Here is a 23,633-nt window from a genome sequence, read left to right as displayed (position 1 = left end):
CGACGAGCTGGTCGGGCTACTGCTCGAAGGTGTTCACCATCGCCTGTGCCGCACGGTCGAAGTAGTCCCACATCATGGTGCGTGCGGCGGGGGAGGGCGCGACTTCATCCAACGCGGCCGCCATGCAGCGCTTCCAGCGATCCCGAGCATCCGGATTCACCTTGAACGGCATGTGCCGCATGCGCAGGCGGGGGTGACCGCGCTCCTGGCTGTACGTCGTGGGCCCGCCCCAGTACTGCGTCAGAAAGAGCGCCAGGCGGCGCTCGGCACCGGCGAAGTCATCGGCCGGATACATTGGTGCGAGCACCTCGTCTTCGCGAATGCGCAGGTAGAACGCGTGGGCGAGGCGCTCGAAGAACTCCTGTCCGCCGACTTCGTCGTAGACCGTCTCAGCCATGGTTGGAGTCTTTCTCGTCAGAGGAACGCTCGCGTCGGGGCTGCTGCCAGTCGTCATCGGTGCGCTTGCGCCGGGCATCGGGCGTCACATCGTGCTGCTGCGGATGCTGCGGCTGGGGATGCTGGGCGCTGCGCTGCGCAGCCGCCTTGCGCTTCTTGCGCAGACGGGCCTTCGCCTTGCGCCGCTCGGCGGGCGTCTCGGGCACACCGCGCGTCGCAGCGTCGATCTCTGCGGTGGTCGCGTGCACGGGCTCTTTCTGCTCGCCGCGCCCGGTGAGCAGCGGGTCGGCGATCGTGCGGCCCTTGACGCGAGGGTTGTCCGATTCGATTGTGGCCCGCAGCGTCGAGGTGGTTGCGGTGTGCACGTCGTACTGGTTGAACAGTCGCAGGATGCGCAGGCGCAGCTCGCGAGCGACGTCGTCCTGCTGACTGGGGCGCGTCTTGATGGCCAGCTTCACGACCATGGTGTCGCCGGCCAGCGCCGTGATGCCCCAGAGCTCGGGCTTGCCCTCGATCTTGCGCAGCCAATAGCGCTCTTTGATCATCTCGCGGCTGGCGGTGAGCATGAGCTCCTGCACGGCTTCGAAGTCGGAGTCGGTGGGCAGGTCGACCTGCACGATCGCCCGGCCCCAGCCCTGTGACTGGTTGCCGACTTTGAGGATCTCGCCGTTGCGCACGTACCAGAGGGTGCCGTCAGCCGCGCGCACGCTGGTGACGCGCAGTCCGACGGCCTCGACTGTGCCGCTCACCGTGCCGAGGTCGACGATGTCGCCGACGCCCAGCTGGTCTTCGAACACCATGAAGATGCCGGTCAGAAAGTCTTTGACCAGACTCTGCGCACCGAATGAGACGGCGACACCGAGAATGCCGGCGCTGGTGACCAGTGCACCCGTGTTGAACCCGAGTTCGCCGAGCACCGAGATCAGGGCGATCACCAGGAGCGTCCAGGTGATGACGTTCGAGGTGACCGACCCGATGGTTCTCGTGCGCTGCACGACGCGGGCCTTCGACAACGGCGAGACGAGCAGATCAGTCGTCTTGGTGATGTCTTCTTTGCCCTTCACCCCGCTGACGATGCCGCGCACGATGCGCCTCGTGATCAGCAGCAGCACCCATCGCAGCAGCAGAGTGACCACGATGATCATCAGGATGTTGCCGATTTTGCTCCACTCGTTGAAGAACTTGCCGAAGAAGGCGAATATCGACGCGAGCCATGCCGGGGTGTCGACCTGGGCCAGGATCATGCGGCGCTCTCTGCACCGGCCTCGGCGTCGCGACGCTGCACTTTGAGGGCGCGTTCGACTCCGTCCAGGTTCTCGATCACGATTCGACGCAACGCCTGCGGAGCATCCTCATGCTCGCTCAGCCACGTCACGGCCGCCTGCCGCAGACGCTCGTCGGCCAGCGCTCCGGGGAACGTCGCCTCGAAGATCTGGTCAGCCATGTGGTACGAACGCTCCTTCCAGACGCTGAGCAGGTGTGTGAAGTGCTCGTCGACCAATCCGTCGAGCAGACGTGTGTCGAGTGCACGCTGCAGCCCGTAGCCCATGTTGCGCACGGTCAGATTGGTGAGCGATTCGTCGGTGTGAATCTGATGCGCGGTCTGCAGCTTGTGGTCGGCATCGGGGATGGCCGCGCGTGCCCGGGCCGCGGAGAGCAGCCCGGTCGCAGTGTGGTCGTTCTCGAGGGCCGCATCGATCTGGAGGTCGCCGGCCCGTCCCGCGGCCACGAGTGCGATGAGCAGCTCCCAGTCGAGGTCGGTGTCGATGGTCAGACCGGGCAGCACGAGGTTGCCGCCGCGCAGGGCCTCGAGCACGTCGAAGTGGTCGGTGTCGACTGCGAGGGCCGCGAAGCTGCGCACGAACTGGAACTGCTGGTCGCTGCCGGCCTCTGCGTTCTGCGCGAGCTGCCAGACGGCGTGCGCGGCAGCCTCACGAGCCTCGGCGCGGCTCTCGGGAGCGGCGTACGAGCCGGTCACAGTCAGCAGCTGACCGAGCACGGTGCGCAGCGTCGTCGACTGGTCTTCGGCGCTGACGTTGCCGAGCACGGTCTGCGCGAACTCGCGTGCGGCGAACTCGGTGTCGCGGGTGGCATCCCAGAGGGCGCTCCACACGATCGCCCGAGCGGTCGGGTCGTGCAGGTCTTTGAGATGCTCGAGCGCAGTGTGCTGCGAGCGGTCGTCGAGGCGCACTTTGGCATAGGTGAGGTCGTCATCGTTGAGCAGCAGTAAGTCGGGCATGTGCTTGCCGACCAGGGCGGCCACCTCGGTGCTGGCGCCGTCGATGTCGGTCTCGATGCGGTCGACGCGGGTGAGTCCCGAGCCGGTGAGCTCGTAGAGCCCGATGCCCAGACGGTGCGGGCGCAGTGTCGGGTGCGAATCGGGCGCGGTCTGCTCGATGCGGTAGGCGGTGATGACGCCGGCGTCATCGGTCTCGACGACGCTGCGCAGCGTGTTGACGCCGGCGGTCTCGAGCCATTTCTTCGACCAGTTCTGCAGGTCGCGGCCGCTGGTGGCCTCGAGCTCGACGAAAAGATCCTGCAGCTCGGTGTTGCCGTGCGCGTGCTTGGCGAGGTACTGGTGAATGCCGTTGAAGAACTCGCGGCGGCCGACATAGGCGACCAGCTGCTTGAGCACTGATGCGCCCTTGGCATAGGTGATGCCGTCGAAGTTGACCTGCACGTCTTCGATGTCGCGAATCTCAGCGAGGATCGGATGCGTGGAGGGCAGCTGATCCTGTCTGTAGGCCCAGGCCTTCTCAGTCGAGGCGAACGTGGCCCATGCGTCATGCCACTCGGTGGCCTCGGCGACGGCAAGCGTCGAGGTGTACTCGGCGAACGACTCGTTGAGCCACAGATCGTTCCACCAGCGCATCGTCACCAGATCGCCGAACCACATGTGCGCCAGCTCGTGGATGATCGTCACGACACGCCGCTCGCGCATGGCGTCGGGCACGTTGGAACGGAACACATAGGCCTCGGTGAAGGTCACGGCCCCCGCGTTCTCCATCGCCCCGGCGTTGAACTCGGGCACGAAGAGCTGATCGTACTTCTCGAAGGGGTAGGGCACGTTCCAGAGGTGCTCGAAGAAGTCGAAGCCCTCGCGGGTCTTCTCGAAGATGTAGTCGGCGTCGAGGTGCTCGGCCAGCGAGGCGCGCGTGTAGACGCCCAGCGGAATCGTGCGGCCGTCCGAGCTGATCAGCGACGAGTGCTCGTGATGGTACGGGCCTGCGACGATCGCGGTGATGTAGCTCGAGATGCGCTGAGTGGGGTCGAACCGCCACGTCTTCGTCGGGCCCGAGGCAGCATCCGCCGCATCGACGCACGAGGCGACCGGTGTGTTCGACACGACCGTCCAGTGTGCCGGAGCCGTCACGGTGAAGGTGAACGACGCCTTGAGATCGGGCTGCTCGAAGACGGGGAACATACGACGTGCGTCGGGCACCTCGAACTGGGTGTAGAGGTAGACCTCTTGGTCGACCGGGTCGACGAAGCGGTGCAGGCCCTCGCCGGTGATCGAGTAGCGCATGTCAGCGTCGACGACGAGCTCGTTGTGCTCGTTCAGGTCGGGCAGCTCGATGCGCAGGCCGTCGCTCACCGCTTCGGGTGCGAGGCTGGCGCCGTTCAACGTGATCGAGTGCACCTGATCGGTGACCGCGTCGATGAATGTGGATGCTCCTGCGGCGGCGTCGAAGACCACTCGCGTCGTGCTGCGGAAGGCGGTCTCAGACGCTCCGGCGAGGTCGAGCGCCACCTCATAGCCGTCGACCTCGAGCAGTGCGGCACGTTCCTGGGCTTCGACGCGGGTGAGATTCAATCCGGGCATTTTCTCTCCATCCTGAGAATCGACATCTGCCATCAGTCTAGGCGCAGGGGATGGGTGGACTCTGTGCGTCGTGGTGCTGTTCGCCACGGGCGAGTGCGGGTGTTCGTCGGGTGCGAGCACGGGGCGTGTGGGGCGAGAGCTGTGGCGTGGGTGCGTCGGAGGGCTCGGCGCACTCACTACGATTGGAGGCATGACACAGCTGCCGATTCTGCATATCGCCACCGACCACGCCGGGCTCGAACTGAGCCATCACTTCATCGAGCACTTCAGCGGGCTCGGGTACGAGGTGCACGACCACGGGCCGCAGAGCTACGACCCGGTCGACGACTACCCGGCGTTCTGCATCGCCGCGGCCGAGGCCGTCGCAGCCGACACCTCAGCGGGACGATTCGCGCTGGGCATCGTGATCGGCGGCTCGGGCAATGGCGAGCAGATCGCCGCGAACAAGGTCGTGGGCATTCGAGCGGCGCTCGCCTGGAGCGAGGCGACGGCGAAGCTGGCCCGCGAGCACAACGATGCCAACGTCGTGGCCGTCGGGGCTCGGCAGCACAGCGTCGACGAGGCGACGCAGCTGGTCGAGTGGTTCGTGCAGGAGCCGTTCAGCGCAGATGAGCGCCATGTGCGGCGCATCGGGCAGATCGCCGACTACGAGTCACACCGCCGCTGACCGCCGCTGACCGCAGCTGAACCGAGTCGTCGTTCGGCCTGCTCGGCGCCGTGCTGGGACAGCTCTTCTGTCTTCTGCGATTCGGTGACAGACAGCAGTGCAACAGCCTCCCGACGCACAAAAAGGGGGCAGAGCCCGAAGGCCCTGCCCCTTTCCGTTCGTGGGGGATGACTCAGATGACTGGATTACGCCTCGGCGATGTGTGCGAAGAAGAACCAGCGATCCTTGTCGAGCCCACGCTCGATCTCGATCGCGACGTCCTGGCTCGACAGGTCGATGCCGTCGAGCTCGACGACTGCGGTGTGAACCACCTTGAGAGCAGCATCGATGTTGGCAATCGCTGCGGCAATGGTGTCGGGCGACTGCTGAAAGCCGTCGGCGAGCACCGGCGACGTGGTCTGCTGCGACACGGTCTGCAGGCGGCCGTCGACCGGAAGGCCGAGAGCGACGACACGCTCGGCGGCAAGGTCTGCCCAGTCGCGAGCATGGGCGACGAGGTCGTCGAGCAGCTCGTGAATCGGGCCGAAGTTGGCGCCGCGCACGTGCCAGTGCAGCTGCTTCGCGTTGACGCTGAGCGCGGTCAGCTCGACGACGACCGGCTGAAGAAACTGTGCGACGCCTGAAACGGTGTCGGGGGTTACTGATGTCTGAACGGGTGCAACGGTTGTTGTAGTCATTTCTGAGGGCTCCTTTCGAACTCTTGCTTTCACCATATGCACGTCTTCGGGCAGCGTCAACGCAGTTGAGGCTTCGCTAAGAGGCGCGTGGGAATAGGCCGTTCGCTCATGAAGAAATACGGCGTCTGCAGTGTCTTTCTGGGTAAGACATGGGTACGGTGGGAGCTGTCAGAAGCTGTATCTCAAGACGTAGAGGAGAGGCTCATGGGAGTGTTCGAAGACGCCAAAGAGACGCTGAAGGCCGGCGCTGAGAAGGTCGGCGACGCCGTACACGAAGGCGTCGATCGCATCAAAGACAAGGCTGACGAGGTCAAGGCCGAGGCCAACGTCAAGAAGGCCGAGGCTGAGAAGGAGTCGGTCGAGGCGCGCAATGACGTGAAAGAGGAGCTGCGCGACTGACGATCAGTCGACTTTTGAGAGAGCTGGGGCCCGATCGGCGTTTCGACCGGGCCTCAGCTCTTTTCTGATCTCTGCTCTCTACGACTCCGAAGTGGGCATGCCCGGGTCAGTCGGCTGCGTCGCCGGCAGCCCATCGGCCCAGTCGGTGTGCGCGGATGACGCCGTCTCGGTCGTGTCGGTGCGTCTCGAGGAATCCGCGCGCAGACGTCGCTGACGTTCGAGCTCGCGGATGAGGTCGACGCGAGCACGAGCCTTGCCTGACGATTGAAACAGGTCATGTGCGGCCTCGACACGAGCGATGGCACGAACCAGTCGAGCAGTGCGCATCTCATTCGTCTCGAGGGCAGCCACCCTTGCGGCGAGCGATGCATGTGCTGTCGTGTCAGAATCTGCAGGTCGACGCATCTCGCGCACCAGCAGAGCGCACCCCAGGCCGAAGAGCACAGTCGCCAGGAATGCCTCGGCCCAGATCAGAACCACAGGTGCAGGCATTCCGGCTGCGCGCATGGTGAACAGCATCGCGGTCATCGCCACGGTCAAGGCGGTCCATGCGATGGTGATGCGTGTGAGATTCACGGGCTGTCTCCAATCGTCGTGGGCTCAGGCCCCGGGCACTCTGCAGACTCGAGCCTCTTCGTGCACACGGTGCTGCATCTCGAACGAACCATGATGTCATGGAGACCTGGGCAGGTTGGACCACGCGGCGCGAACGAACACAGCCGGCAGTGCGAACGCTCGGCGTTCTCAGTCGCTGAAGGGCATCCTCATCTTCACCATCTGGAGTTGTCGGTCAGTCCTTCGTACACTGCGGTCATGCAATTCTCCTCTGAGGCGACGACCTCGGCGCGCCAGCCGTCGCAGACACTCTCTCGGGTCGACCGGGTGCTGAGCTCGCGGCTGATCGGCGGGTCGAACGCGGCCTTGCGGCTGGCCGCTCCGGTGCCCGGTGCCCGGCGTGTCTGGCGGTCGATCGCCGTGCTGCTGTCGCTCGAGGTGGTCGTGGGCATCGCGACGCTCGTGGTGGCGTTCTTCTTTCGTCATGCGGACGGTTTGGTGACGCCCGCCTCATGGTTTCGCGGCACGGTGGTGCTGCTGATGACTCTGACCCTGTTCGGCTTCGCGTGGGCGGCACGGCGCGGCTACTGGTGGGCGTACTGGCGCCTGCGCCTGTTCAGTCAGATCTTTCCGGTGGTGACCCTGGCCATCGCAGCGGTCCCCGGGCTCTATCCGCTGTGGATGACGATCGAACAGATCGTCTTCAGCGTGCTGCTCATCGGAGTCGGCGATTACCTGACAGGGGATCGGATGCGGGAGTGGTATCCGAATCCGAGGCTTCGGCCCGACGCCTACGTGACGGTGCGCGTCGACTAAGAGCGACTGTCAGCAGTCGGTGGCCAAAGATCTGAGACCTGTCTCGGGCTCTTGCGGGGCCTTGTCTGGTGGGTGCAGCCCTGGACAGGACCCGGATAGGGCGGCGCCACGAGACGAGAGAAGCCCTCTCGCCGTGGGGGCGAGAAGGCTTCTGAGCTGTGTTCTCTGTGGAGCGGGCGACGGGAATCGAACCCGCGTAGCCAGTTTGGAAGACTGGGGCTCTACCATTGAGCTACGCCCGCATGTCTCAACGACAACGTGAGCACGAGGTACGAGCATACCTGTTTTGCGCTAGACTTGCACGGGCCGTTCGACGAGGCCACATGCGAAGTGCGGTCTCTGACGGCTGCACAGACGTGAAATCGGGATGTAGCTCAGCTTGGTAGAGCACTCGCTTTGGGAGCGAGGGGTCGCAGGTTCAAATCCTGTCATCCCGACGGACAGGCCGGTCGTGCCGGCGAACCGTCCTTCAGAGTCGTGAGACTCGAAGACGCCATCCGGCGGAACGCGAAGAAAGAGGAGACCAATAAGTGTCCAGCACCATTGAGCAGCTGAGCCCGACTCGAGTCAAGATTCACATCGATGTGACTCCCGAGGAGTTCAAGCCCGCACTGGAGAAGGCCTACAAAGAGATCTCGAAGAACATTCAGATCCCCGGTTTCCGCAAGGGCCATGTTCCGGCGCCGATCATCGACCAGCGCGTCGGCCGAGGCGCCGTCATCGAACAGGCGATCAACGACAACCTCGACACCTACTATCAGGCTGCGGTGCGCGAGCACGACGTGAAGACGCTGGGGCGCCCGAACGCCGACATCGACGAGCTGCCGAACGTCGAGACCCTGCAGGGTGATCTGAAGATCTCGATCGAGGTCGACGTGCGCCCCGAGTTCGAGCTGCCCGACGTCACCGAGGTGACCGTCGAGGTCGAGCCCGCCGCAGTGACCGACGCTGATGTCGACGAAGAGCTGGAGCACCTGCGCGAGCGCTTCGCGACGCTGACCAAGGTCGAGCGTCCCGCCGCCAAGGGCGACTTCACCACGATCGATCTGAAGGCGAAGATCGACGACGAGGTCATCGACGACGCGTCGAACATCTCGTACGAGATCGGTTCGGGCCAGCTGCTCGACGGTATCGACGAGGCGCTCGAGACGCTGACCGCAGGTGAGACCACCACGTTCGAGTCGAAGCTCGTGGGCGGCGATCATGAGGGCGAGACCGCGCTCATCGAGGTCACGCTGAACGCTGTCAAGGAGCGCGAGCTGCCTGAGGCAGACGACGACTTCGCTCAGCTCGCCAGCGAGTACGACACCATCGCCGAGCTGCGCGACAGCCTGAAAGACGAGGCTGCCAAGCGCAAGAGCAGTGAGCAGGTCGGTCAGGCCCGCGGCAAGCTCGTCGAGGCGCTGCTCGAGAAGGTCGAGCTGCCGCTTCCCGAAGACCTCGTCGACGCCGAGGTCAAGGCCCACCTCGAGCAGGAGGGCAAGAGCGAAGACGACCCGCACGCCATCGAGGTTCGTCCGGACGTCGAGCGCGGCATCCGCACACAGCTGCTTCTCGACAAGGTCGTCGATGACCTCCAGGTGCAGCTGGGCCAGGATGAGCTCTCCCAGTACCTCGTGCAGCAGTCGATGCAGTACGGCATCGAGCCCAACGAGTTCTTCAAGATCATCAGCGAGCAGGGTCAGCTTCCGGCGCTGTTCGGCGAGATCTCGCGCAGCAAGGCGATCTCGACCCTGCTGGGCAAGGTGAAGGTCGTCGACACCGACGGCAACGCCGTCGATCTGAGCGAGTACCTGCCGAAGGATGCCGAGGCCGAGATCGCTGAGACGCCCGAGCCCGCAACGGCCGAAGCCGCCGAAGACGCTCTCGACCAGGTCAAGGCGCCTGCGAAGAAGACTCCGGCCAAGAAGCCTGCTGCGAAGAAGGCTGCGACGAAGAAGCAGACCTCTTCGCAGGCCGAAGAGACCGACGCCGAGTAGTCACCACTGACCGACTCGCGCTGAAAGCGGGGTGCGCCCACTGGGGCGCACCCCGCTTTTGCGTCGCCTCGGCGAGCTTTTGCCGACGGCGAACAGTGCGAACGAAGCCGGGGGATTCCAGTAGATTCATACATGTCGGTCTCTCTTGAGGCCGACGAAGCTTCGAGTGCCGTCACGGCACCTGCGCCGTCGAGGCGCGCTGAGGGAATGGAGAGTAGAGATGGCAGAACCCCAAGGGCAGGCATCGGTCTACGAACGCCTGCTGAAAGAGCGGATCATCTGGCTCGGCAGCGAGGTTCGCGACGAGAACGCGAACGAGATCTGCGCGAAGATCCTGCTGCTGTCGGCCGAAGACCCTGAAGCTGACATCTACCTGTACATCAACTCGCCCGGCGGCTCGATCACCGCGGGCATGGCCATCTACGACGCGATGCAGTTCGTGCCGAACGACATCGTGACGGTCGGCATCGGCATGGCGGCCTCCATGGGGCAGTTCCTGCTCTCCAGCGGCACCAAAGGCAAGCGCTATGCGACCCCGAACACGCGCGTGCTGCTGCACCAGCCGCACGGCGGCTTCGGCGGCACGGCGTCAGACATCGCGATTCAGGCGCAGCTGATCAGCGACATGAAGCGTCGTCTCTTCGAGCTCACCGCCGAGCAGACGGGCAAGACCGTCGAGCAGATCGCCATCGACGGCGACCGCGACCACTGGTTCAGCGCCGAAGAGGCAAGAGAATACGGTTTCGTCGACCACATCCAGGCAGCGGCCCTCAACGTCGCCGGAGGCGGCGGCACGGCGAGCAAGTCGGAGGAGAAGTGAGCATGGCAGACCAGTTCGGCGACCAGCACCAGTCACACAGCGGGCAGCACCGCAGAGAGATGGGCATGCAGATGAGATTCCCCAACCTTTCCCAGGCCTCTGCCGGCATTCCGTTCGGCGGGGTGCCGAGCGGCATCGAGATGCCCTCGTCGCGATACATCCTGCCCGAGTTCGAAGAGCGCACCGCCTACGGCTACAAGCGTCAGAACCCGTACACGAAGCTCTTCGAAGACCGCATCATCTTTCTCGGCGTGCAGGTCGACGATGCCTCGGCCGACGACGTCATGGCGCAGCTGCTCGTGCTCGAGAGTCTTGACCCCGAGCGTGACATCCAGATGTACATCAACTCGCCGGGCGGCTCGCTGACGGCCCTCACGGCCATCTACGACACCATGCAGTACATTCGCCCCGAAGTGCAGACCATCTGCCTCGGCCAGGCGGCGTCTGCCGCTGCCGTGCTTCTTGCGGCAGGTGCACCAGGCAAGCGTCTCGCGCTGCCCAACGCCCGCATCCTCATTCACCAGCCAGCAGTCGGCGGCGAGGGCGGTCATGGGCAGGCCTCCGATATCGAGATCCAGGCGGCTGAGATCATGCGCATGCGCGACTGGGTCGAAGACACCCTGTCGCTGCACTCGAACCGCACCAAAGAACAGGTGCACAAAGACATCGATCGCGACAAGATCCTGACCGCCGAGCAGGCGCTGGAGTACGGTCTGATCGACCAGGTGCTGACGACGCGCAAGACTCAGCGCCCCGCCTGACACACAGTGTCGGCGGCAGCGACTAGGCTCGTGGGATGACATCAGGAAGGAACGGCGGGTATGGCGCGCATCGGCGAGACATCTGATCTGTTGAAGTGCTCTTTCTGCGGCAAGAGCCAGAAGCAGGTGCGCAAACTGATCGCCGGCCCTTCCGGGGTCTATATCTGTGACGAGTGCATCGAGCTCTGCAACGAGATCATCGATGAAGAGCTCACCGAACAGCCCGCCGTCGAACAGACTGAGCTGCCCACGCCGAAAGAGATCTTCGCCTTCCTGGGCGAGTACGTGGTGGGGCAGCAGACGGCCAAACGGGATTTGGCCGTCGCTGTCTACAACCACTACAAGCGCATCCGCGCGGCGGGCTCAGGCACAGACGAGAGCGAACCCGTCGAGATTCAGAAGTCGAACATCCTGATGGTCGGCCCCACCGGCTGCGGCAAGACCTATCTCGCCCAGACGCTGGCGCGACGACTCAACGTGCCGTTCGCGGTGGCCGACGCGACGTCGCTCACCGAGGCGGGCTATGTCGGCGAAGACGTCGAGAACATTCTGCTCAAGCTGCTGCAGGCCGCAGACTTCGATGTGGAGCGTGCCCAGCGCGGCATCATCTACATCGATGAGATCGACAAGATCGCACGCAAGGCCGAGAACCCCTCGATCACACGCGACGTCTCGGGCGAGGGGGTGCAGCAGGCGCTGCTGAAGATCATCGAGGGCACCGTCGCATCGGTGCCGCCCCAGGGCGGTCGCAAGCATCCGAACCAGGAGTTCATCCAGATCGACACGACGAACGTGCTGTTCATCGTGGCGGGGGCGTTCGCCGGGCTCGAAGAGATCATCGCCGAGCGCTCAGGCGCCCACGGCGTCGGCTTCGGCGCCCCGCTGTCGACCGAGGCCGATCGGGTGAACATCCTCTCTGAGGTCGAGCCAGAAGACCTGCGCAAGTTCGGTATGATTCCCGAGTTCATCGGCCGTCTGCCGGTGCTCACCACGGTCGACGCACTTGATCGCGCGGCGCTCATCGACATCATGGTCGGCCCGCGCAACGCGCTGGTCAAACAGTACGAGCGCATGTTCGCTCTCGACGGTGTCGACCTCGCCTTCACCGACGACGCACTGACGGCGATCGCCGATCAAGCGGTCACCCGTAAGACCGGTGCGCGCGGGCTGCGTGCGATTCTCGAGACTGTGCTCGGCCCGGCCATGTACGAAGTGCCCGGCAACGATGAGATCGCGAAGTGCCTGGTCACGGCCGCTGCGGTCGAGGGCACCGACTCGGTGCAGGTCTTCACCCACGAAGAGGTCGAGCGCGCTGCCGAGAAGACGGCCTGACCGGTCAGCCTTGCGACTCCTTGAGCACGTGCTCGCTGAGAAATGCCGAGACGTCTGAGAGCTCCTGTGCACTCACCCCGTGACCGATGCCGGCATACACCCGCTCGTCGAGCGCACTGTGCGCAGGCAGCCACTGCTGCGTGAACTGCGTCAGGGGCAGCGGGATGACCGGATCACGATCGGCACGACCCCAGAACACCGGTGGACGCTCGGCGGCCAGCAGGTCGTCCAGCTCGCGCGGCTGCTGCGCGACGTACCCCGACAGATTCACCGTCGTCCGCAGCAGATGCGCGTGCGTGCGCAGCAGCTCGGTCGTCATCAGCCCGCCCTGCGAGAACCCGAGCACGCTGATCTGCGCGCTGCGAGAGCCTGCGGGCGCAACCTCGTCGAGCCAACGCACCAGTGCATCCGCCGCCGGGCGCGCGTCAGTCTGGCCGTCGCCCGCGGCCGGCTGACGCAGCGCCGCGATCGGGTACCACGCGAAGCCGTAGTCGTTGCCGGCGTCGAGCGGCGCGCGCGGCGCGGCGACGACGAACTCGGGCGGCAGGTTGCGGGCCAACGGCAGGATGTCGGATTCACGCGCGCCCCAGCCATGCAGCATCAGCAACAGCGGACGGGTCGCCAGCGCCGCGGCTCGCTCTTCGCGCGAGACGTTCCACAGCGTGTGCCGGTCGTCGATGCTGAGGACGGCTGCGCTGCCGGGCTTGGCGGGCTGCGTCGCGGCGGTGCCCGATTCGTCGAGCGGATGCTCTGGTCGCGCGTTCGGGCGCGCTGACGATTCAGACATAGGGGCCTCCGTTGATGTCATCGTCTTCGTCGAGTCGGTCGATGGCGACCTCGCCGATGTCGGGCAGCCAGCTGATCGTCGTGCCGTCGTCGAGCTCGGCCACGGGGCGGCGTTCGAGCCAGGTGAGGGTCCACGACCACCGTTCGCGCTGTGCCGGTTCGAGAGCCGATTCGGTCTCGCTGATCGCGGTCAGCATCGGTGCGGGCAGGGTGAGCGGGGGAGTCGCCCCCACGTTCCATCGGGTGCCGATCTGCATGCGATCCTTCCGTCATCAGCGGTTTTCTCTGCGTCGTAGGGTACCCTGTTTCACGGCCGACGGTGACCTGTGAGGTCGCCGGCATCGGTCGCAACCCAATTCAGGAGTCCCAGATATGAGCACGACGACGTCGCCGGCACCCGGTACGCAGACCACAGGCAACTCACGCGCCCGCGTGCTGGTCGCCAGCCTGATCGGCACCACGATCGAGTTCTACGACTTCTACGCCTATGCCACCGCAGCGGTGCTGGTCTTTCCCGTGCTCTTCTTTCCGAACGACCCGAACAACCCCGATCACACGGTGCAGCTGCTCTCGTCGTTCGCCATCTTCGGCGTCGCGTTTCTGGCGCGCCCGCTCGGTTCGCTGCTCTTCGGGCACTTCGGCGACCGCATCGGACGCAAGGGCACGCTCGTCGCGTCGCTGATGTTCATGGGGTTCGCGACGTTCTTGATCGGATGCCTGCCCACGTACGCCCAGATCGGCTACTGGGCACCGGCGCTGCTCGCGCTGATGCGCTTCTGCCAGGGCATCGGCCTCGGCGGTGAGTGGTCTGGTGCCGCGCTGGTGGCGACCGAGAACGCGCCGAAGGCCAAGCGTGCCCTCTGGGGAACCTTCCCGCAGCTGGGCGCCCCGCTCGGCTTCATCCTGGCCAACCTGGTGTTCCTGTGGCTGGCACTCGGCTTCGACGAGCAGGGCTTTCTCAACTGGGGGTGGCGGGTGCCGTTCCTGGTGAGCATCGTTCTGGTGGCGATCGGTCTGTGGGTGCGACTTCGCTTGGTCGAGGCACCGGCGTTCCAGCAAGTCGTCGACCGCGGCGAGATCGAGAGGCAGCCCATCACGGCATCGTTCAGGGGGTATTGGCGCGAGATCGTGATCGGCACCTTCCTGATGGCGGCGACCTACACTGTGTTCTATCTCGTGAACACCTTCGCGCTGACCTTCGGCACGACGCCGACCACCAAGACTCCCGGCGGGCTCGGCTACGACCGCAGCACATTCATCATGCTGCTGATCTTCGGCTGCGTCTTCTTCACGATCACGACCCTGCTCAGCGGCATCGTCGCCGATCGCATCGGCCGTCGCCGGCTGAACACCATCGTGAACGTGGCCATGGCGGTCTTCGGCATCGTGTTCGGCCCGCTGCTCGGCGGCGGCTTCGCCGGGCTGATCGTCTTTCTCGTGGTCGGCTTCTCGCTCACCGGCTTCGCGTTCGGGCCGATGGCCTCGACGCTGCCCGAACTGTTCCCGACGCGCGTGCGCTACACCGGATCGGCCATCGCGTACAATCTCTCGGCGATCGTGGGTGCCGCGGTCGCTCCCTTCATCGCGGTGTGGCTGTGGAGCCTCGGCGGGGGCAGCGCCTTCTGGGTCGGCATCTACCTGACCGTGATGTGCCTGATCTCACTGGTCGCGATTCGTCTCGCCCCCGAGACGAAAGACGTCGACTACCACTGACCCCATCGTCTGACCCGCTCGGCTGTGCCGCATGGAGTGGTTCCGCCGTGCGGATTCTGACGAGTCGGCTCAGAACAGCGTCGGTACGGCGGATGCCTCGGTCGCCTGCGAAGATCGGCTGTGCGTCTTCGCGGCACGCTGGCGCTGCAGCCGAGGTGCTCGGGGAGCTGGAGCAGTCTGCACCCCACGTTGAGAGCCGTCGAGCCGATACAACGAGATCAACGGCTTGATCAGCCCCGCGAGGCTGCGTCGGTATTCGCTGGTCGCTCGATCGCCTTTCGGGTACAGCTCGACGTACCGGTCGACCAGACCAGGATGGTATTCGCGCAGCCAGCGCATGAACCATGGGCGCACGTGGGGACGCAGATGCAGCACCTGATAGAGCACGTGGTGGGCCCCGGCTTCGCCGACGGTCTGGAGCGTGTGCATGAGGCATGACCGGCTGTCGGTGAGCAGGGGCAGAATCGGCATCAGGAACACGCCGACGTCGAGACCGAGATCACGCGCTCGCGATACGGTGCGCAGTCGGGCCTGAGCGCTCGGCGTGCCCGGCTCGAACTGCTGGCGCAGCTGGTCGTCGACGATGGGAATCGACATCGACACGCTCACCGGCACCTGCGTCGCGAGTTCGGCGAGCAGCGGCAGATCGCGTCTGATCAGCGTTCCCTTCGTCAGCACCGAGAAGCCGATGCCTGCCTGTGCAAGCTCGCGGTAGATGCCGGGCATCAGTTCGTAGCGACCCTCGCAGCGCTGATATGGGTCGGTGTTCGAGCCGAGCATCACGAACGGCACACGGCCGACATGCGAGGTGCGCAGCTCATGATGCAGGCGCTCGACGATGTTCGTCTTGACCACGATCTGCGTGTCGAAGTCGTGACCGGTGTCGAAGTCGAGGTAGCGATGGCTGCCACGGGCGAAGCAGTAGGTGCATGCGTGCGAACAGCCGCGGTAGGGATTGATCGTGTAGGCCCCCGGAAACTCACTGCTCGCTTCTGGCACACGGTTCAGCGCGGAACGCGCGAGCACCTCGTGGTACACGAGGTCGGCGAACCCCGGAGTTCGAACCTTGTGAGTGACCTCGCTGAGCCCCTCGACAAGGTCGAGCCCGCTCAGAGCGTTGAGGTCGGCGTGTGCAGTCTCTTGAGCATCCCAGCGCATGACGCTATTCGAACATATGTTCGAACGTTCGTCAAGTCGGCTGCGCACGCCCGGAGCGCGCGGCCGGCGACGCACCGCCTACTGGTCGAGCGAGCCGAACTCCACATCGCTGACGCTGAACTGCTCGCCGTCTTCGGCCAGCTCGATTCGCGCTGCCTTGGCGACCGAACGCAGATCGTCGAGCGCGAGGGCGACTCGCCGGATGCGATCTGCCGGCCCGTGCAGCGTGGCGGTGACGATCGGGGTGCGCATCTTGACCTTCGCCTCGGTCTTGGCCCGGCGGAAGGTGATCAGCGCATCGCTGACGGCCGCGAACACGCTGCCGTCAGCGTCAGCGTCAGCGTCGCCGACGGCTGACTCGGTGCCCTGAGACACCGGAGCCAGAACCGCAGCGGCAGTCGGCCAGGGCTGACGGTGGATCGACTCGTCGTGCGTCCAGCTGTAGACCTCTTCGGTCGCATACACGATGAACGGCGCGAACAGCCGCAGCAGCACCTCGAGCGCGGTCTGCAGGGTGACGAGGGCCGAGTCCCGCTCGGCGTCGCCGGCCGCACCGTAGGCGCGCTCCTTGACGATCTCGATGTAGTCGTCGCAGAACGTCCAGAAGAACGACTCGGTCACTTCGAGGGCGCGAGCATGGTCGTATGCGTCGAAGGCCTTCGTCGACTGCTCCACGACCTGGGCCAGCGTCGCCAGCAGGCTGACGTCGAGGGGGTTCGTCGCCTGAGCGCCTTCAGCCGCCTGGCCGAAGCCGAGCACGAACTTCGCCGCGTTCAGAATCTTGATCGCCAGACGACGGCCGACCTTGATCTGCTTCGGATTCTGCGGGTCGAACGCGGCGTCGGTGCCCAGCTTGTAGGCGGCGGCCCAGTAGCGCACGGCGTCAGAGCTGAACTGTTCGAGCAGACTCAGCGGAGTGACGACGTTGCCCTTCGACTTCGACATCTTCTTGCGGTCGGGGTCGACGATGAAGCCCGAGATCGTGGTGTGCGCCCACGGCAGGCGGTGATCTTCGAGCTCGCTGCGCAGCAGGGTCGAGAACAGCCAGGTGCGAATGATGTCCTGTGCCTGCGGGCGCAGATCGTAGGGGGCGACGAGATCCCAGAGCTCGGGGTCGCGCTCCCAGCCTCCGGCCAGCTGCGGGGTGAGCGATGAGGTCGCCCAGGTGTCGAGCACGTCGACCTCGCCGACGAAACCACCGGCCTGCCCGCGCTGCGCCTCGTCGAAGCCGGCTGGCGCCTGCGACGACGGATCGACCGGAAGCTGCGACTCGTCGGGAACGATGGGGTGTTCGTAGTCGGTGACGCCCTCGGCATCGATCGGGTACCAGACCGGAATCGGCACGCCGAAGTAGCGCTGTCGGCTCACCAGCCAGTCGCCGTTGAGGCCGTCGACCCAGTTGTCGTAGCGCACGTGCATGAACGCCGGGTGCCACTCGAGTTCGTTGCCGCGCTCTTTCAGAGTGGCGCGCAGCTTCTCGTCGCCGGCACCGTTCGAGATGTACCACTGACGCGTGCTGACGATCTCGAGCGGGCGATCACCCTTCTCGAAGAACTTGACCGGGTGCTTGATCGGCTTGGGGTCGCCGAGCATCTCACCCGACTCCTGCAGCGCCGCGACGACGGCCTTCTGCGCAGAGAACACGGTCTTGCCCACAAGCTGCGCGAAGGCCTCGCGACCCTGCTCGTCTGTGATCCACTCGGGGTCGAGGTCGATGACGCGACCGTCCTGACCGATGATGGTGCGGTTCGGCAGATGCAGCTCGCGCCACCACACCACGTCGGTCACGTCGCCGAAGGTGCAGATCATGGCGATGCCCGAGCCTTTCTCGGGCTGAGCGAGACGGTGGGCGAGCACCGGCACCTCGACGCCGAAGAGCGGCGTGCGCACGGTGGTGCCGAAGAGCTTCTGGTAGCGCTCGTCGTCGGGATGCGCCACAAGCGCGACGCAGGCGGGCAGCAGTTCCGGGCGGGTCGTCTCGATGATGACGTCTTCGCCGTCATGTGCTCCGGTGCCGTGGAAGGCGAGGGAATGATAAGCGCCGTCGCGCTCGCGGTCTTCGAGTTCGGCCTGTGCCACCGCGGTACGGAAGGTGACGTCCCACAGCGTGGGGGCATCCGCCTGATACGCCTCGCCGCGTGTCAGGTTGCGCAGGAAGGCGCGCTGGCTCGCCGTGATCGACTCATCGCCGATGGTGCGATAGGTCTGGTTCCAGTCGACCGACAGGCCGACCGAACGCCAGAGCTGCTCGAACTGCTTCTCGTCTTCTTTGGTCAGCCGTTCGCAGAGCTCGATGAAGTTTCGGCGAGAGATGGGCTGCTGATCGGCGGCCTTCACGCTCTTGCCGTCGCCGCCCTCGAACGGAGGCACGAAGTCGGGGGTATACGCAAGAGACGGATCGCAGCGCACGCCGTAGTAGTTCTGCACGCGACGCTCGGTCGGCAGGCCGTTGTCATCCCAGCCCATCGGGTAGAAGACCTCTTTGCCCTGCGCGCGCTGATAGCGTGCGATGACGTCGGTGTGCGTGTAGCTGAAGACGTGACCGATGTGCAGTGAGCCGGATGCGGTGGGCGGCGGGGTGTCGATCGAATAGACGCCGGTGGCCTTGGCCGCGTCACGGTCGAAGCGGAAGGTGCCCTGCTGGTCCCACTTGGCGTTCCACTTCTGCTCGAGACCTTCGAGGGCGGGTTTGTCGGGGATGCCGTTTGCAGCGGAATCGGTCACCAGAGGTGCTCCTTCACTATGTGCGGCACCGCGTCGTGAGCCGAAAGGGGCTGCTGTGTGCCTGAATGTCGGGTTTGAGTCGACGAGAGATCGACCCCGTTCAGCATACACATGGGTGTTTCGCCCCATCGTGCGCCTGACTGCCTGTACTAGGATAAATCGACATACACGAGTGCCTGTCTCGGTTCTGAGGCTGCACGGCGAGAGGGAGCATGCCCATGGGGGACAACGTCACTTTGGATCGTGGCACCGGCGCGGAGGCGACTCCGACGGCCGAACCCACGACCGAGCTGATCGATGTCACGGCTGCGGGTGGGATGCCGCCCACCGGAGGGCTCGACGATCGTACGGGTGCGCCTGTGCCCCCAGACAGACATCGCCGCCGCAAGGCGCCGTTCATCCTCGGTGGGCTCGGCGTGCTCGTTCTCGCCGCCATCGGGTTCGGCGCCTGGTACTCAGCCGACCACGTTGCTCCCGGAGTCACCTACGCCGGTGCCGATCTGGGCGGTCAGACCGCTGAGCAGGCGGCGCAGATCATCCAGCGTCAGTTCGATCAGCACACGGTGCCGTTCAGCTTCGACGGTACGCAGCAGCAGGTCGAGGCTGCAGATCTCGGGCTGCAGATCGACGCGCAGCAGACCGCCCACGATGTGATCGCAGATCAGCCCGCGTGGCAGTTCTGGCGGTGGAACAGCGCGTCGACTGTCGTTCCGCAGGCCTCTGCCGATGCCGCGGCTGAGAGCTCCTTCTTCTCTGAGGCATGGCCAGCGGCCTATACCGTTGCCGAGCCGAGCCTCGAGTACCAGGCGGCGAAGGCGTCGTTCACCGTCAGTCCCGGTCACGCCGGGCAGGGCGTAGACACGGCCGCCGTGGAAGCGGCGTTCCTGAGCTCGTTCGTTCGAGCAGACTCCTCGACGCAGCAGGTGACCCAGACCGCTGCCCAGCCCACGATCACTGATGAGCAAGCCCACTCGGCGTTGCCCACGGCGCAGCAGCTCGTGCGCAAGATCACCTTTCAGGTCGGCGGCAAGTCACTGATGACCGCAGATGCGGCCACGGTCGGGTCGTGGGTCAAAGTCTCTGACCGTGATGGCCAGTTCAGCGCGGTCTACGACGCCAATGCGATCAGCGACTTCATCGCGCAGAATGCGCCGGCGAAGCTCGACCCCACGCCCAAGACGCAGACGGTGCTCGCCTCTGACACCAGCGTCGTGCTCGTGCCGGGCAGCACCGGCAAGACACTCGGCGATGTGGCGTCATTCGCCGAAGACGTCGCGGCGAAGGCCGGTGCGGGCGAGAGCTCGTTCGACCTGCCGGTCACTGAAGTGCCGTTCGAGACCAAGACCCTCGACCGCAAGATCGACATCAGCCTCGCCGCGCGTTCGGCCTCGTTGATCGAGAACGGCCAGGTCATCACGACCTTCCCGATGTCTCCTGGGCTGCAGACGAACTCAGGTGCGATGCAGGCGGCGAAGACGTCGACCAAGGTCGGCGAGTACAAGGTCTGGTACAAGACGACAGTGCAGAGCATGGGCTGCACCCCGCAGTACGACTACTGCACGCCCAACGTCAAATGGTCGACGTTCTTCAACGGCGACCAGGCGCTGCACGGCACCTACTGGCACAATCAGTTCGGCATCTCAGACATGAGCCACGGCTGCGTCAACCTGCGTGAGGCCGACGCCAAGACGGTCTACGACTTCGCACCGATCGGCACGCCCGTCTCTGTGCACTACTGATTCGGCATGCACCACTGACTCGACGCAACAGCCTCGTGCGATCGGCGCCGGGCTGCTGCTCGCTGATGTCGTCGCCGCGTGCATTGTAAGATTCGAGCTGTGCTCACACGAGCGCGAAACTCGCTCCACGACGAATGGGGGAGTCTCGAAAGGAAGATCGCATGTCGACATTGGCCGGCCCCCCGGTGCTCAGACCGCCGGCGGATGCTGCTGCTCTTGACCCTGACATCGTCGCCGAGATCGCGGGTGCGCTGAGCGGCGGTGCCGCTGATGTGGATTCGGGCACGCGCCGACGGGCCGAGTACTCGTCGGATGCCTCGGTCTATCGTGTCGCACCGCGTGCGGTGGTCTTTCCTCGTTCGGCCGACGATATCGTCGCTGTGATGCGCATCGCTCGAGCGCACCGGCTGCCTGTCACCATGCGCGGCGCCGGCACCTCGATCGCCGGCAACGCCATCGGCCCGGGCGTCGTGCTCGATACGTCGCGGCATTACAACCGCATCCTCTCGCTCGATCCAGAATCGCGCACGGCGGTCGTGCAGCCCGGCGTGCTGCTCGCTGCGATTCAGAAAGCCGGTGCTCCGCACGGGCTGCGCTTCGGCCCAGACCCCTCGACGTGGACGCGCTGCACCATCGGCGGCTCCATCGGCAACAACGCGTGCGGTCCGCATGCGCTCGCCTGGGGGCGCAGCGCCGACCAGGTCGTCGACCTCGACGTCGTCGACGGCACCGGGCGCCGGTTCACCGCCTCGACCGGTCTCGACGGGTTTCCCGAGCTGCGCGACATCGTTCGCGGCGGGCTCGCCACGATTCGCCGTGAGTTCGGCACCTTCGGGCGTCAGGTCTCGGGCTATTCGCTCGAGCATCTGCTGCCCGAGCGCAAAGAGAACCTGGCCCGCATGCTCGCCGGCACCGAGGGCACGCTCTGCGTGATCCTGCAGGCCACCATCCGGCTGGTGCCGGTGCCGACTGCTCCGCACCTCGTCGTTCTGGGCTACCCAGACATGTTCGAGGCGGCCGATGATGTCGTCAATCTGCTGCCGCTGAAGCCGCTGGCGATCGAGGGCATGGATTCCCGGCTGGTCGACGTGGTGCGTCAGCACAAGGGTGACGGCGCAGTTCCCGAGCTGCCCAAGGGCGCCGGCTGGATGATGGTCGAGGTGGGCGGAGTCGACGAGGCAGACGCCCGCGAGAGAGCCCACCAGCTCGCCGAGGCATCCGCCAGCGACCAGGTCGCCGTCTTCCCGCCCGGCCCCGACGCGACCGCGATGTGGCGCATTCGAGCCGACGGCGCCGGGCTCGGCGGCCGCACGCCTGCCGGGGAGCAGGCCTGGCCGAACTGGGAGGACGCCGCCGTGCCGCCGGCCCGCCTCGGCGAGTACCTGCGACGTTTCGACGCGCTGATGCAGGAGTTCCGACTCGACGGGCTGATGTACGGCCACTTCGGCGACGGCTGCACACACATCCGCATCGACTTTCCACTTGACCGCGACCCACAGGTGATGCGCGACTTCATGGAGCACGCCGCCGACCTGGTGGCGACCTACGGGGGCTCGCTCTCGGGCGAGCACGGCGACGGTCGGGCTCGTTCCGAACTGCTGCCGCGCATGTACTCGGCCGACGCGATCGATCTCTTCCGCCGGGTCAAAGGAGTGTTCGACCCGGATTCCCTGCTGAACCCCGGCGTGCTGGTCGATCCCGACCCCATCGACGAGCAGGTGCGACGCCCGAGCGCCGGGCCGGTGCCGGCATCCGGCGGCTTCTCGTTCGAGAGCGACCACGGAGACTTCTCGAAAGCCGTGCACCGCTGCATGGGCGTCGGCAAGTGCCGTGCCGACATGCGCGCCGCCGGCGGCTTCATGTGCCCGTCGTATCAGGCGAGCAAAGATGAGAAGGACTCGACCCGCGCGCGTGCCCGGGTGCTCGAAGAGATGATCCGCGGCACGCTGGTCGATGGCGGCTGGGACGCCCCCGAGGTCGCCGACGCGCTCGATCTGTGCCTCTCGTGCAAGGCCTGCTCGAGCGACTGCCCGGCTGGCATCGACATGGCGCAGTACAAGTCAGAGGTGCTCTACCACAAGAACAGGGGCAGGGTGCGGCCGATGTCGCACTACTCGCTGGGCTGGCTGCCGCGCTGGCTGCGCCTCGTCGGCATCGCCCCGGCCGCGGTCAACGCGATCATGAAGGTGCCCGGAGTGCAGCAGGCCATCGTCCGCGGCGGCGGCATGGACCATCGCCGGCGCATGCCCGCGTTCGCACCGCAGCAGTTCGGGCGCTGGCTCAAACGAGACGGTCGGCGGCGCTCGCACGACTTCTTCACCGACGTCGACTGGGTCGCTTCGGTGGGTGGGAGAGCGGGTGCGGCGACGGGCATGCTCCCGGTGGATGCCGCGGGCAGTGGCGCGCGTCGAGGTGCGGTGGCTGCACGGCGGGCCGGTGTGCGCACCCCGGTGGTTCTGTGGACCGACTCGTTCAGCAACGGGATCGCGCCGGAGATTCCGCGCGCGGCCGTGGCCGTGCTGGAAGACGCAGGCTACGAGGTGGTGCTGCCGCCGGACAACGCCTGCTGCGGCCTGACCTGGATCTCGACCGGTCAGCTCGACGGAGCGAAGTCTCGGCTTGAAGATCTGCTGGGCAAGCTCGGGCCGTTCGCAGCTCGTGGCATTCCGATCATGGGGCTCGAGCCCTCGTGCACGGCGGTGCTGCGCAGCGATCTGCTGCATCTGCTGCCAGACGATCCACGCTCGCAGGTCGTCGCCGATCATGTGTTCACCCTCTCGGAGCTGCTCAGCGCGCCGGCACCGCTCGGGCCGCGCCCTGAGTGGCAGCTGCCCGATCTGCACGGCACCACAGCGGTGGTGCAGCCGCACTGCCACCAGTATTCCGTGATCGGTTTCGCACCTGACCGCGCGCTTCTGAAACGAGCCGGCGTGGAATTCGCCGAGCTCGCCGGCTGCTGTGGGCTCGCGGGCAACTTCGGCATGGAGAAGGGGCACTACGAGACCTCGGTCGCTGTGGCCGAGAATGCCCTGCTGCCGGCGCTGCGCGAGGCGGAGCGCAGCTGCAGCGGTGACTATGTCTATCTGGCAGACGGGTTCTCGTGTCGCACGCAGGCCGACAACCTCGCCGACAAAGACGGACGAGCCCTGGCTCAGCTTCTGGCCGACGGACTGCACCTGACGTACTGATCAGCGCGAGGAGCCGCTTCGTCTGAGGCGACTATGCGTTCGCCGACACAGATGCGAACCCGACACGGGTTGACTAGGGTCGAGAGTGTCGTCGTGCCGT

The 23,633-nt window shown here is 65.6% G+C and carries 19 protein-coding genes and 2 tRNA genes; 11 read left to right on the top strand and 10 right to left on the bottom strand.

The features are described 5' to 3' along the window. Positions 1 to 16: 16 nt before the first annotated feature. The 3 genes from LRX77_RS02025 to pepN are packed head-to-tail and all read right to left on the bottom strand — an operon-like array spanning position 17 to position 4,219. Entirely contained in the window at positions 17 to 397 is a 381-nt protein-coding gene (locus tag LRX77_RS02025) for a globin (RefSeq protein ID WP_231831182.1), read from the bottom strand. Then, a complete protein-coding gene (locus LRX77_RS02020) occupies positions 390 to 1,640 on the bottom strand; it encodes a mechanosensitive ion channel family protein (protein ID WP_231831181.1) in 1,251 nt (416 codons plus the stop codon). Before LRX77_RS02020 ends, LRX77_RS02025 begins: the two co-directional genes overlap by 8 nt. Further along, positions 1,637 to 4,219, bottom strand: a complete 2,583-nt coding sequence (gene pepN, locus LRX77_RS02015) for an aminopeptidase N (protein ID WP_231831180.1) — start codon at positions 4,217 to 4,219, stop codon at positions 1,637 to 1,639. Before pepN ends, LRX77_RS02020 begins: the two co-directional genes overlap by 4 nt. Before the next feature lie 190 nt (positions 4,220 to 4,409). Here pepN and LRX77_RS02010 point away from each other — a divergent pair, with 190 nt between their 5' ends. Then, entirely contained in the window at positions 4,410 to 4,886 is a 477-nt protein-coding gene (locus LRX77_RS02010; RefSeq protein WP_231831179.1) for a ribose-5-phosphate isomerase, read from the top strand. 185 nt (positions 4,887 to 5,071) lie between these two features. On the opposite strand, the gene LRX77_RS02005 is transcribed toward LRX77_RS02010, so the two are convergent. Then, positions 5,072 to 5,563 (bottom strand): Dps family protein, encoded by a 492-nt coding sequence (locus tag LRX77_RS02005; protein ID WP_231831178.1) that lies wholly within the window; start codon positions 5,561 to 5,563, stop codon positions 5,072 to 5,074. A gap of 204 nt (positions 5,564 to 5,767) precedes the next feature. On the opposite strand from LRX77_RS02005, the gene LRX77_RS02000 reads away from it, so the two are divergent. Further along, positions 5,768 to 5,962 carry a hypothetical protein gene (locus LRX77_RS02000; RefSeq protein ID WP_231831177.1) on the top strand — a complete coding sequence of 65 codons (195 nt, stop codon included), beginning with the start codon at positions 5,768 to 5,770 and terminating at the stop codon, positions 5,960 to 5,962. Between the two features lie 78 nt (positions 5,963 to 6,040). Here LRX77_RS02000 and LRX77_RS01995 read toward each other — a convergent pair whose 3' ends face one another. After that, positions 6,041 to 6,538, bottom strand: a complete 498-nt coding sequence (locus tag LRX77_RS01995) for a hypothetical protein (RefSeq protein WP_231831176.1) — start codon at positions 6,536 to 6,538, stop codon at positions 6,041 to 6,043. 237 nt (positions 6,539 to 6,775) lie between these two features. Here LRX77_RS01995 and LRX77_RS01990 point away from each other — a divergent pair, with 237 nt between their 5' ends. Next, positions 6,776 to 7,333, top strand: a complete 558-nt coding sequence (locus LRX77_RS01990; protein WP_231831175.1) for a hypothetical protein — start codon at positions 6,776 to 6,778, stop codon at positions 7,331 to 7,333. A gap of 168 nt (positions 7,334 to 7,501) precedes the next feature. Here LRX77_RS01990 and LRX77_RS01985 read toward each other — a convergent pair. Next, positions 7,502 to 7,575: transfer RNA gene (locus LRX77_RS01985), tRNA-Gly, on the bottom strand. A 121-nt stretch (positions 7,576 to 7,696) separates the two neighbouring features. Between LRX77_RS01985 and LRX77_RS01980 the strand changes: the two genes are divergently transcribed. The 5 genes from LRX77_RS01980 to clpX all read left to right on the top strand — a co-directional run bounded on the left by LRX77_RS01980 (position 7,697) and on the right by clpX (position 12,225). Beyond that, positions 7,697 to 7,770: transfer RNA gene (locus LRX77_RS01980), tRNA-Pro, on the top strand. A 93-nt stretch (positions 7,771 to 7,863) separates the two neighbouring features. Further along, positions 7,864 to 9,312, top strand: coding sequence for a trigger factor (gene tig, locus LRX77_RS01975; RefSeq protein ID WP_231831174.1), 1,449 nt, complete (start codon positions 7,864 to 7,866; stop codon positions 9,310 to 9,312). A 220-nt stretch (positions 9,313 to 9,532) separates the two neighbouring features. After that, a complete protein-coding gene (locus LRX77_RS01970; RefSeq protein WP_231831173.1) occupies positions 9,533 to 10,132 on the top strand; it encodes an ATP-dependent Clp protease proteolytic subunit in 600 nt (199 codons plus the stop codon). Positions 10,133 to 10,272: 140 nt separating this feature from the next. Next, on the top strand, positions 10,273 to 10,893 hold the full coding sequence (locus LRX77_RS01965; RefSeq protein WP_231831498.1) for an ATP-dependent Clp protease proteolytic subunit: 621 nt from the start codon (positions 10,273 to 10,275) through the stop codon (positions 10,891 to 10,893). Between the two features lie 60 nt (positions 10,894 to 10,953). Continuing rightward, entirely contained in the window at positions 10,954 to 12,225 is a 1,272-nt protein-coding gene (gene clpX / locus LRX77_RS01960; RefSeq protein WP_231831172.1) for an ATP-dependent Clp protease ATP-binding subunit ClpX, read from the top strand. 4 nt (positions 12,226 to 12,229) lie between these two features. Here clpX and LRX77_RS01955 read toward each other — a convergent pair whose 3' ends face one another. Then, a complete protein-coding gene (locus LRX77_RS01955; protein ID WP_231831171.1) occupies positions 12,230 to 13,012 on the bottom strand; it encodes an alpha/beta hydrolase in 783 nt (260 codons plus the stop codon). Continuing rightward, positions 13,005 to 13,268 (bottom strand): hypothetical protein, encoded by a 264-nt coding sequence (locus LRX77_RS01950; RefSeq protein ID WP_231831170.1) that lies wholly within the window; start codon positions 13,266 to 13,268, stop codon positions 13,005 to 13,007. Before LRX77_RS01950 ends, LRX77_RS01955 begins: the two co-directional genes overlap by 8 nt. A 115-nt stretch (positions 13,269 to 13,383) precedes the next feature. Between LRX77_RS01950 and LRX77_RS01945 the strand changes: the two genes are divergently transcribed. Then, positions 13,384 to 14,724: an MFS transporter gene (locus LRX77_RS01945; RefSeq protein WP_231831169.1), complete on the top strand. Its 1,341-nt coding sequence runs from the start codon at positions 13,384 to 13,386 to the stop codon at positions 14,722 to 14,724. 69 nt (positions 14,725 to 14,793) lie between these two features. Here the strand turns inward: LRX77_RS01945 and LRX77_RS01940 are convergent, their stop codons facing one another. Beyond that, on the bottom strand, positions 14,794 to 15,882 hold the full coding sequence (locus LRX77_RS01940) for a radical SAM protein (RefSeq protein ID WP_231831168.1): 1,089 nt from the start codon (positions 15,880 to 15,882) through the stop codon (positions 14,794 to 14,796). Between the two features lie 78 nt (positions 15,883 to 15,960). Further along, entirely contained in the window at positions 15,961 to 18,609 is a 2,649-nt protein-coding gene (gene valS / locus LRX77_RS01935; RefSeq protein WP_231831497.1) for a valine--tRNA ligase, read from the bottom strand. Positions 18,610 to 18,824: 215 nt separating this feature from the next. Here valS and LRX77_RS01930 point away from each other — a divergent pair, with 215 nt between their 5' ends. Both LRX77_RS01930 and LRX77_RS01925 read left to right on the top strand, forming a co-directional pair. After that, positions 18,825 to 20,345: a L,D-transpeptidase gene (locus LRX77_RS01930; RefSeq protein WP_231831167.1), complete on the top strand. Its 1,521-nt coding sequence runs from the start codon at positions 18,825 to 18,827 to the stop codon at positions 20,343 to 20,345. 161 nt (positions 20,346 to 20,506) lie between these two features. Continuing rightward, on the top strand, positions 20,507 to 23,533 hold the full coding sequence (locus LRX77_RS01925; protein WP_231831166.1) for an FAD-binding and (Fe-S)-binding domain-containing protein: 3,027 nt from the start codon (positions 20,507 to 20,509) through the stop codon (positions 23,531 to 23,533). Positions 23,534 to 23,633 lie beyond the last annotated feature (100 nt).

Origin of the sequence: Pseudoclavibacter sp. 13-3, from assembly GCF_021168475.1 — a bacterium.
Taxonomy (GTDB): Bacteria; Actinomycetota; Actinomycetes; order Actinomycetales; family Microbacteriaceae; genus Pseudoclavibacter_A.
The sequence above is the reverse complement of the archived record's forward strand: the minus strand, read 5'-3'. Positions and strand labels throughout refer to the sequence as shown.

Bases quoted from the DNA above. Each gene is read 5' to 3' on its own strand.
- LRX77_RS02025 (WP_231831182.1), bottom strand. From the start codon at position 397: ATGGCTGAGACGGTCTACGACGAAGTCGGCGGACAGGAGTTCTTCGAG.
- LRX77_RS01990 (WP_231831175.1), top strand. From the start codon at position 6,776: ATGCAATTCTCCTCTGAGGCGACGACCTCGGCGCGCCAGCCGTCGCAG.
- LRX77_RS01940 (WP_231831168.1), bottom strand. From the start codon at position 15,882: ATGCGCTGGGATGCTCAAGAGACTGCACACGCCGACCTCAACGCTCTG.
- LRX77_RS02005 (WP_231831178.1), bottom strand. From the start codon at position 5,563: ATGACTACAACAACCGTTGCACCCGTTCAGACATCAGTAACCCCCGAC.
- pepN (WP_231831180.1), bottom strand. From the start codon at position 4,219: ATGCCCGGATTGAATCTCACCCGCGTCGAAGCCCAGGAACGTGCCGCA.
- LRX77_RS01970 (WP_231831173.1), top strand. From the start codon at position 9,533: ATGGCAGAACCCCAAGGGCAGGCATCGGTCTACGAACGCCTGCTGAAA.
- LRX77_RS01930 (WP_231831167.1), top strand. From the start codon at position 18,825: ATGGGGGACAACGTCACTTTGGATCGTGGCACCGGCGCGGAGGCGACT.
- LRX77_RS01955 (WP_231831171.1), bottom strand. From the start codon at position 13,012: ATGTCTGAATCGTCAGCGCGCCCGAACGCGCGACCAGAGCATCCGCTC.
- clpX (WP_231831172.1), top strand. From the start codon at position 10,954: ATGGCGCGCATCGGCGAGACATCTGATCTGTTGAAGTGCTCTTTCTGC.
- LRX77_RS02000 (WP_231831177.1), top strand. From the start codon at position 5,768: ATGGGAGTGTTCGAAGACGCCAAAGAGACGCTGAAGGCCGGCGCTGAG.
- LRX77_RS01950 (WP_231831170.1), bottom strand. From the start codon at position 13,268: ATGCAGATCGGCACCCGATGGAACGTGGGGGCGACTCCCCCGCTCACC.
- LRX77_RS01965 (WP_231831498.1), top strand. From the start codon at position 10,273: ATGCCCTCGTCGCGATACATCCTGCCCGAGTTCGAAGAGCGCACCGCC.
- LRX77_RS01925 (WP_231831166.1), top strand. From the start codon at position 20,507: ATGTCGACATTGGCCGGCCCCCCGGTGCTCAGACCGCCGGCGGATGCT.
- LRX77_RS02020 (WP_231831181.1), bottom strand. From the start codon at position 1,640: ATGATCCTGGCCCAGGTCGACACCCCGGCATGGCTCGCGTCGATATTC.
- LRX77_RS02010 (WP_231831179.1), top strand. From the start codon at position 4,410: ATGACACAGCTGCCGATTCTGCATATCGCCACCGACCACGCCGGGCTC.
- LRX77_RS01945 (WP_231831169.1), top strand. From the start codon at position 13,384: ATGAGCACGACGACGTCGCCGGCACCCGGTACGCAGACCACAGGCAAC.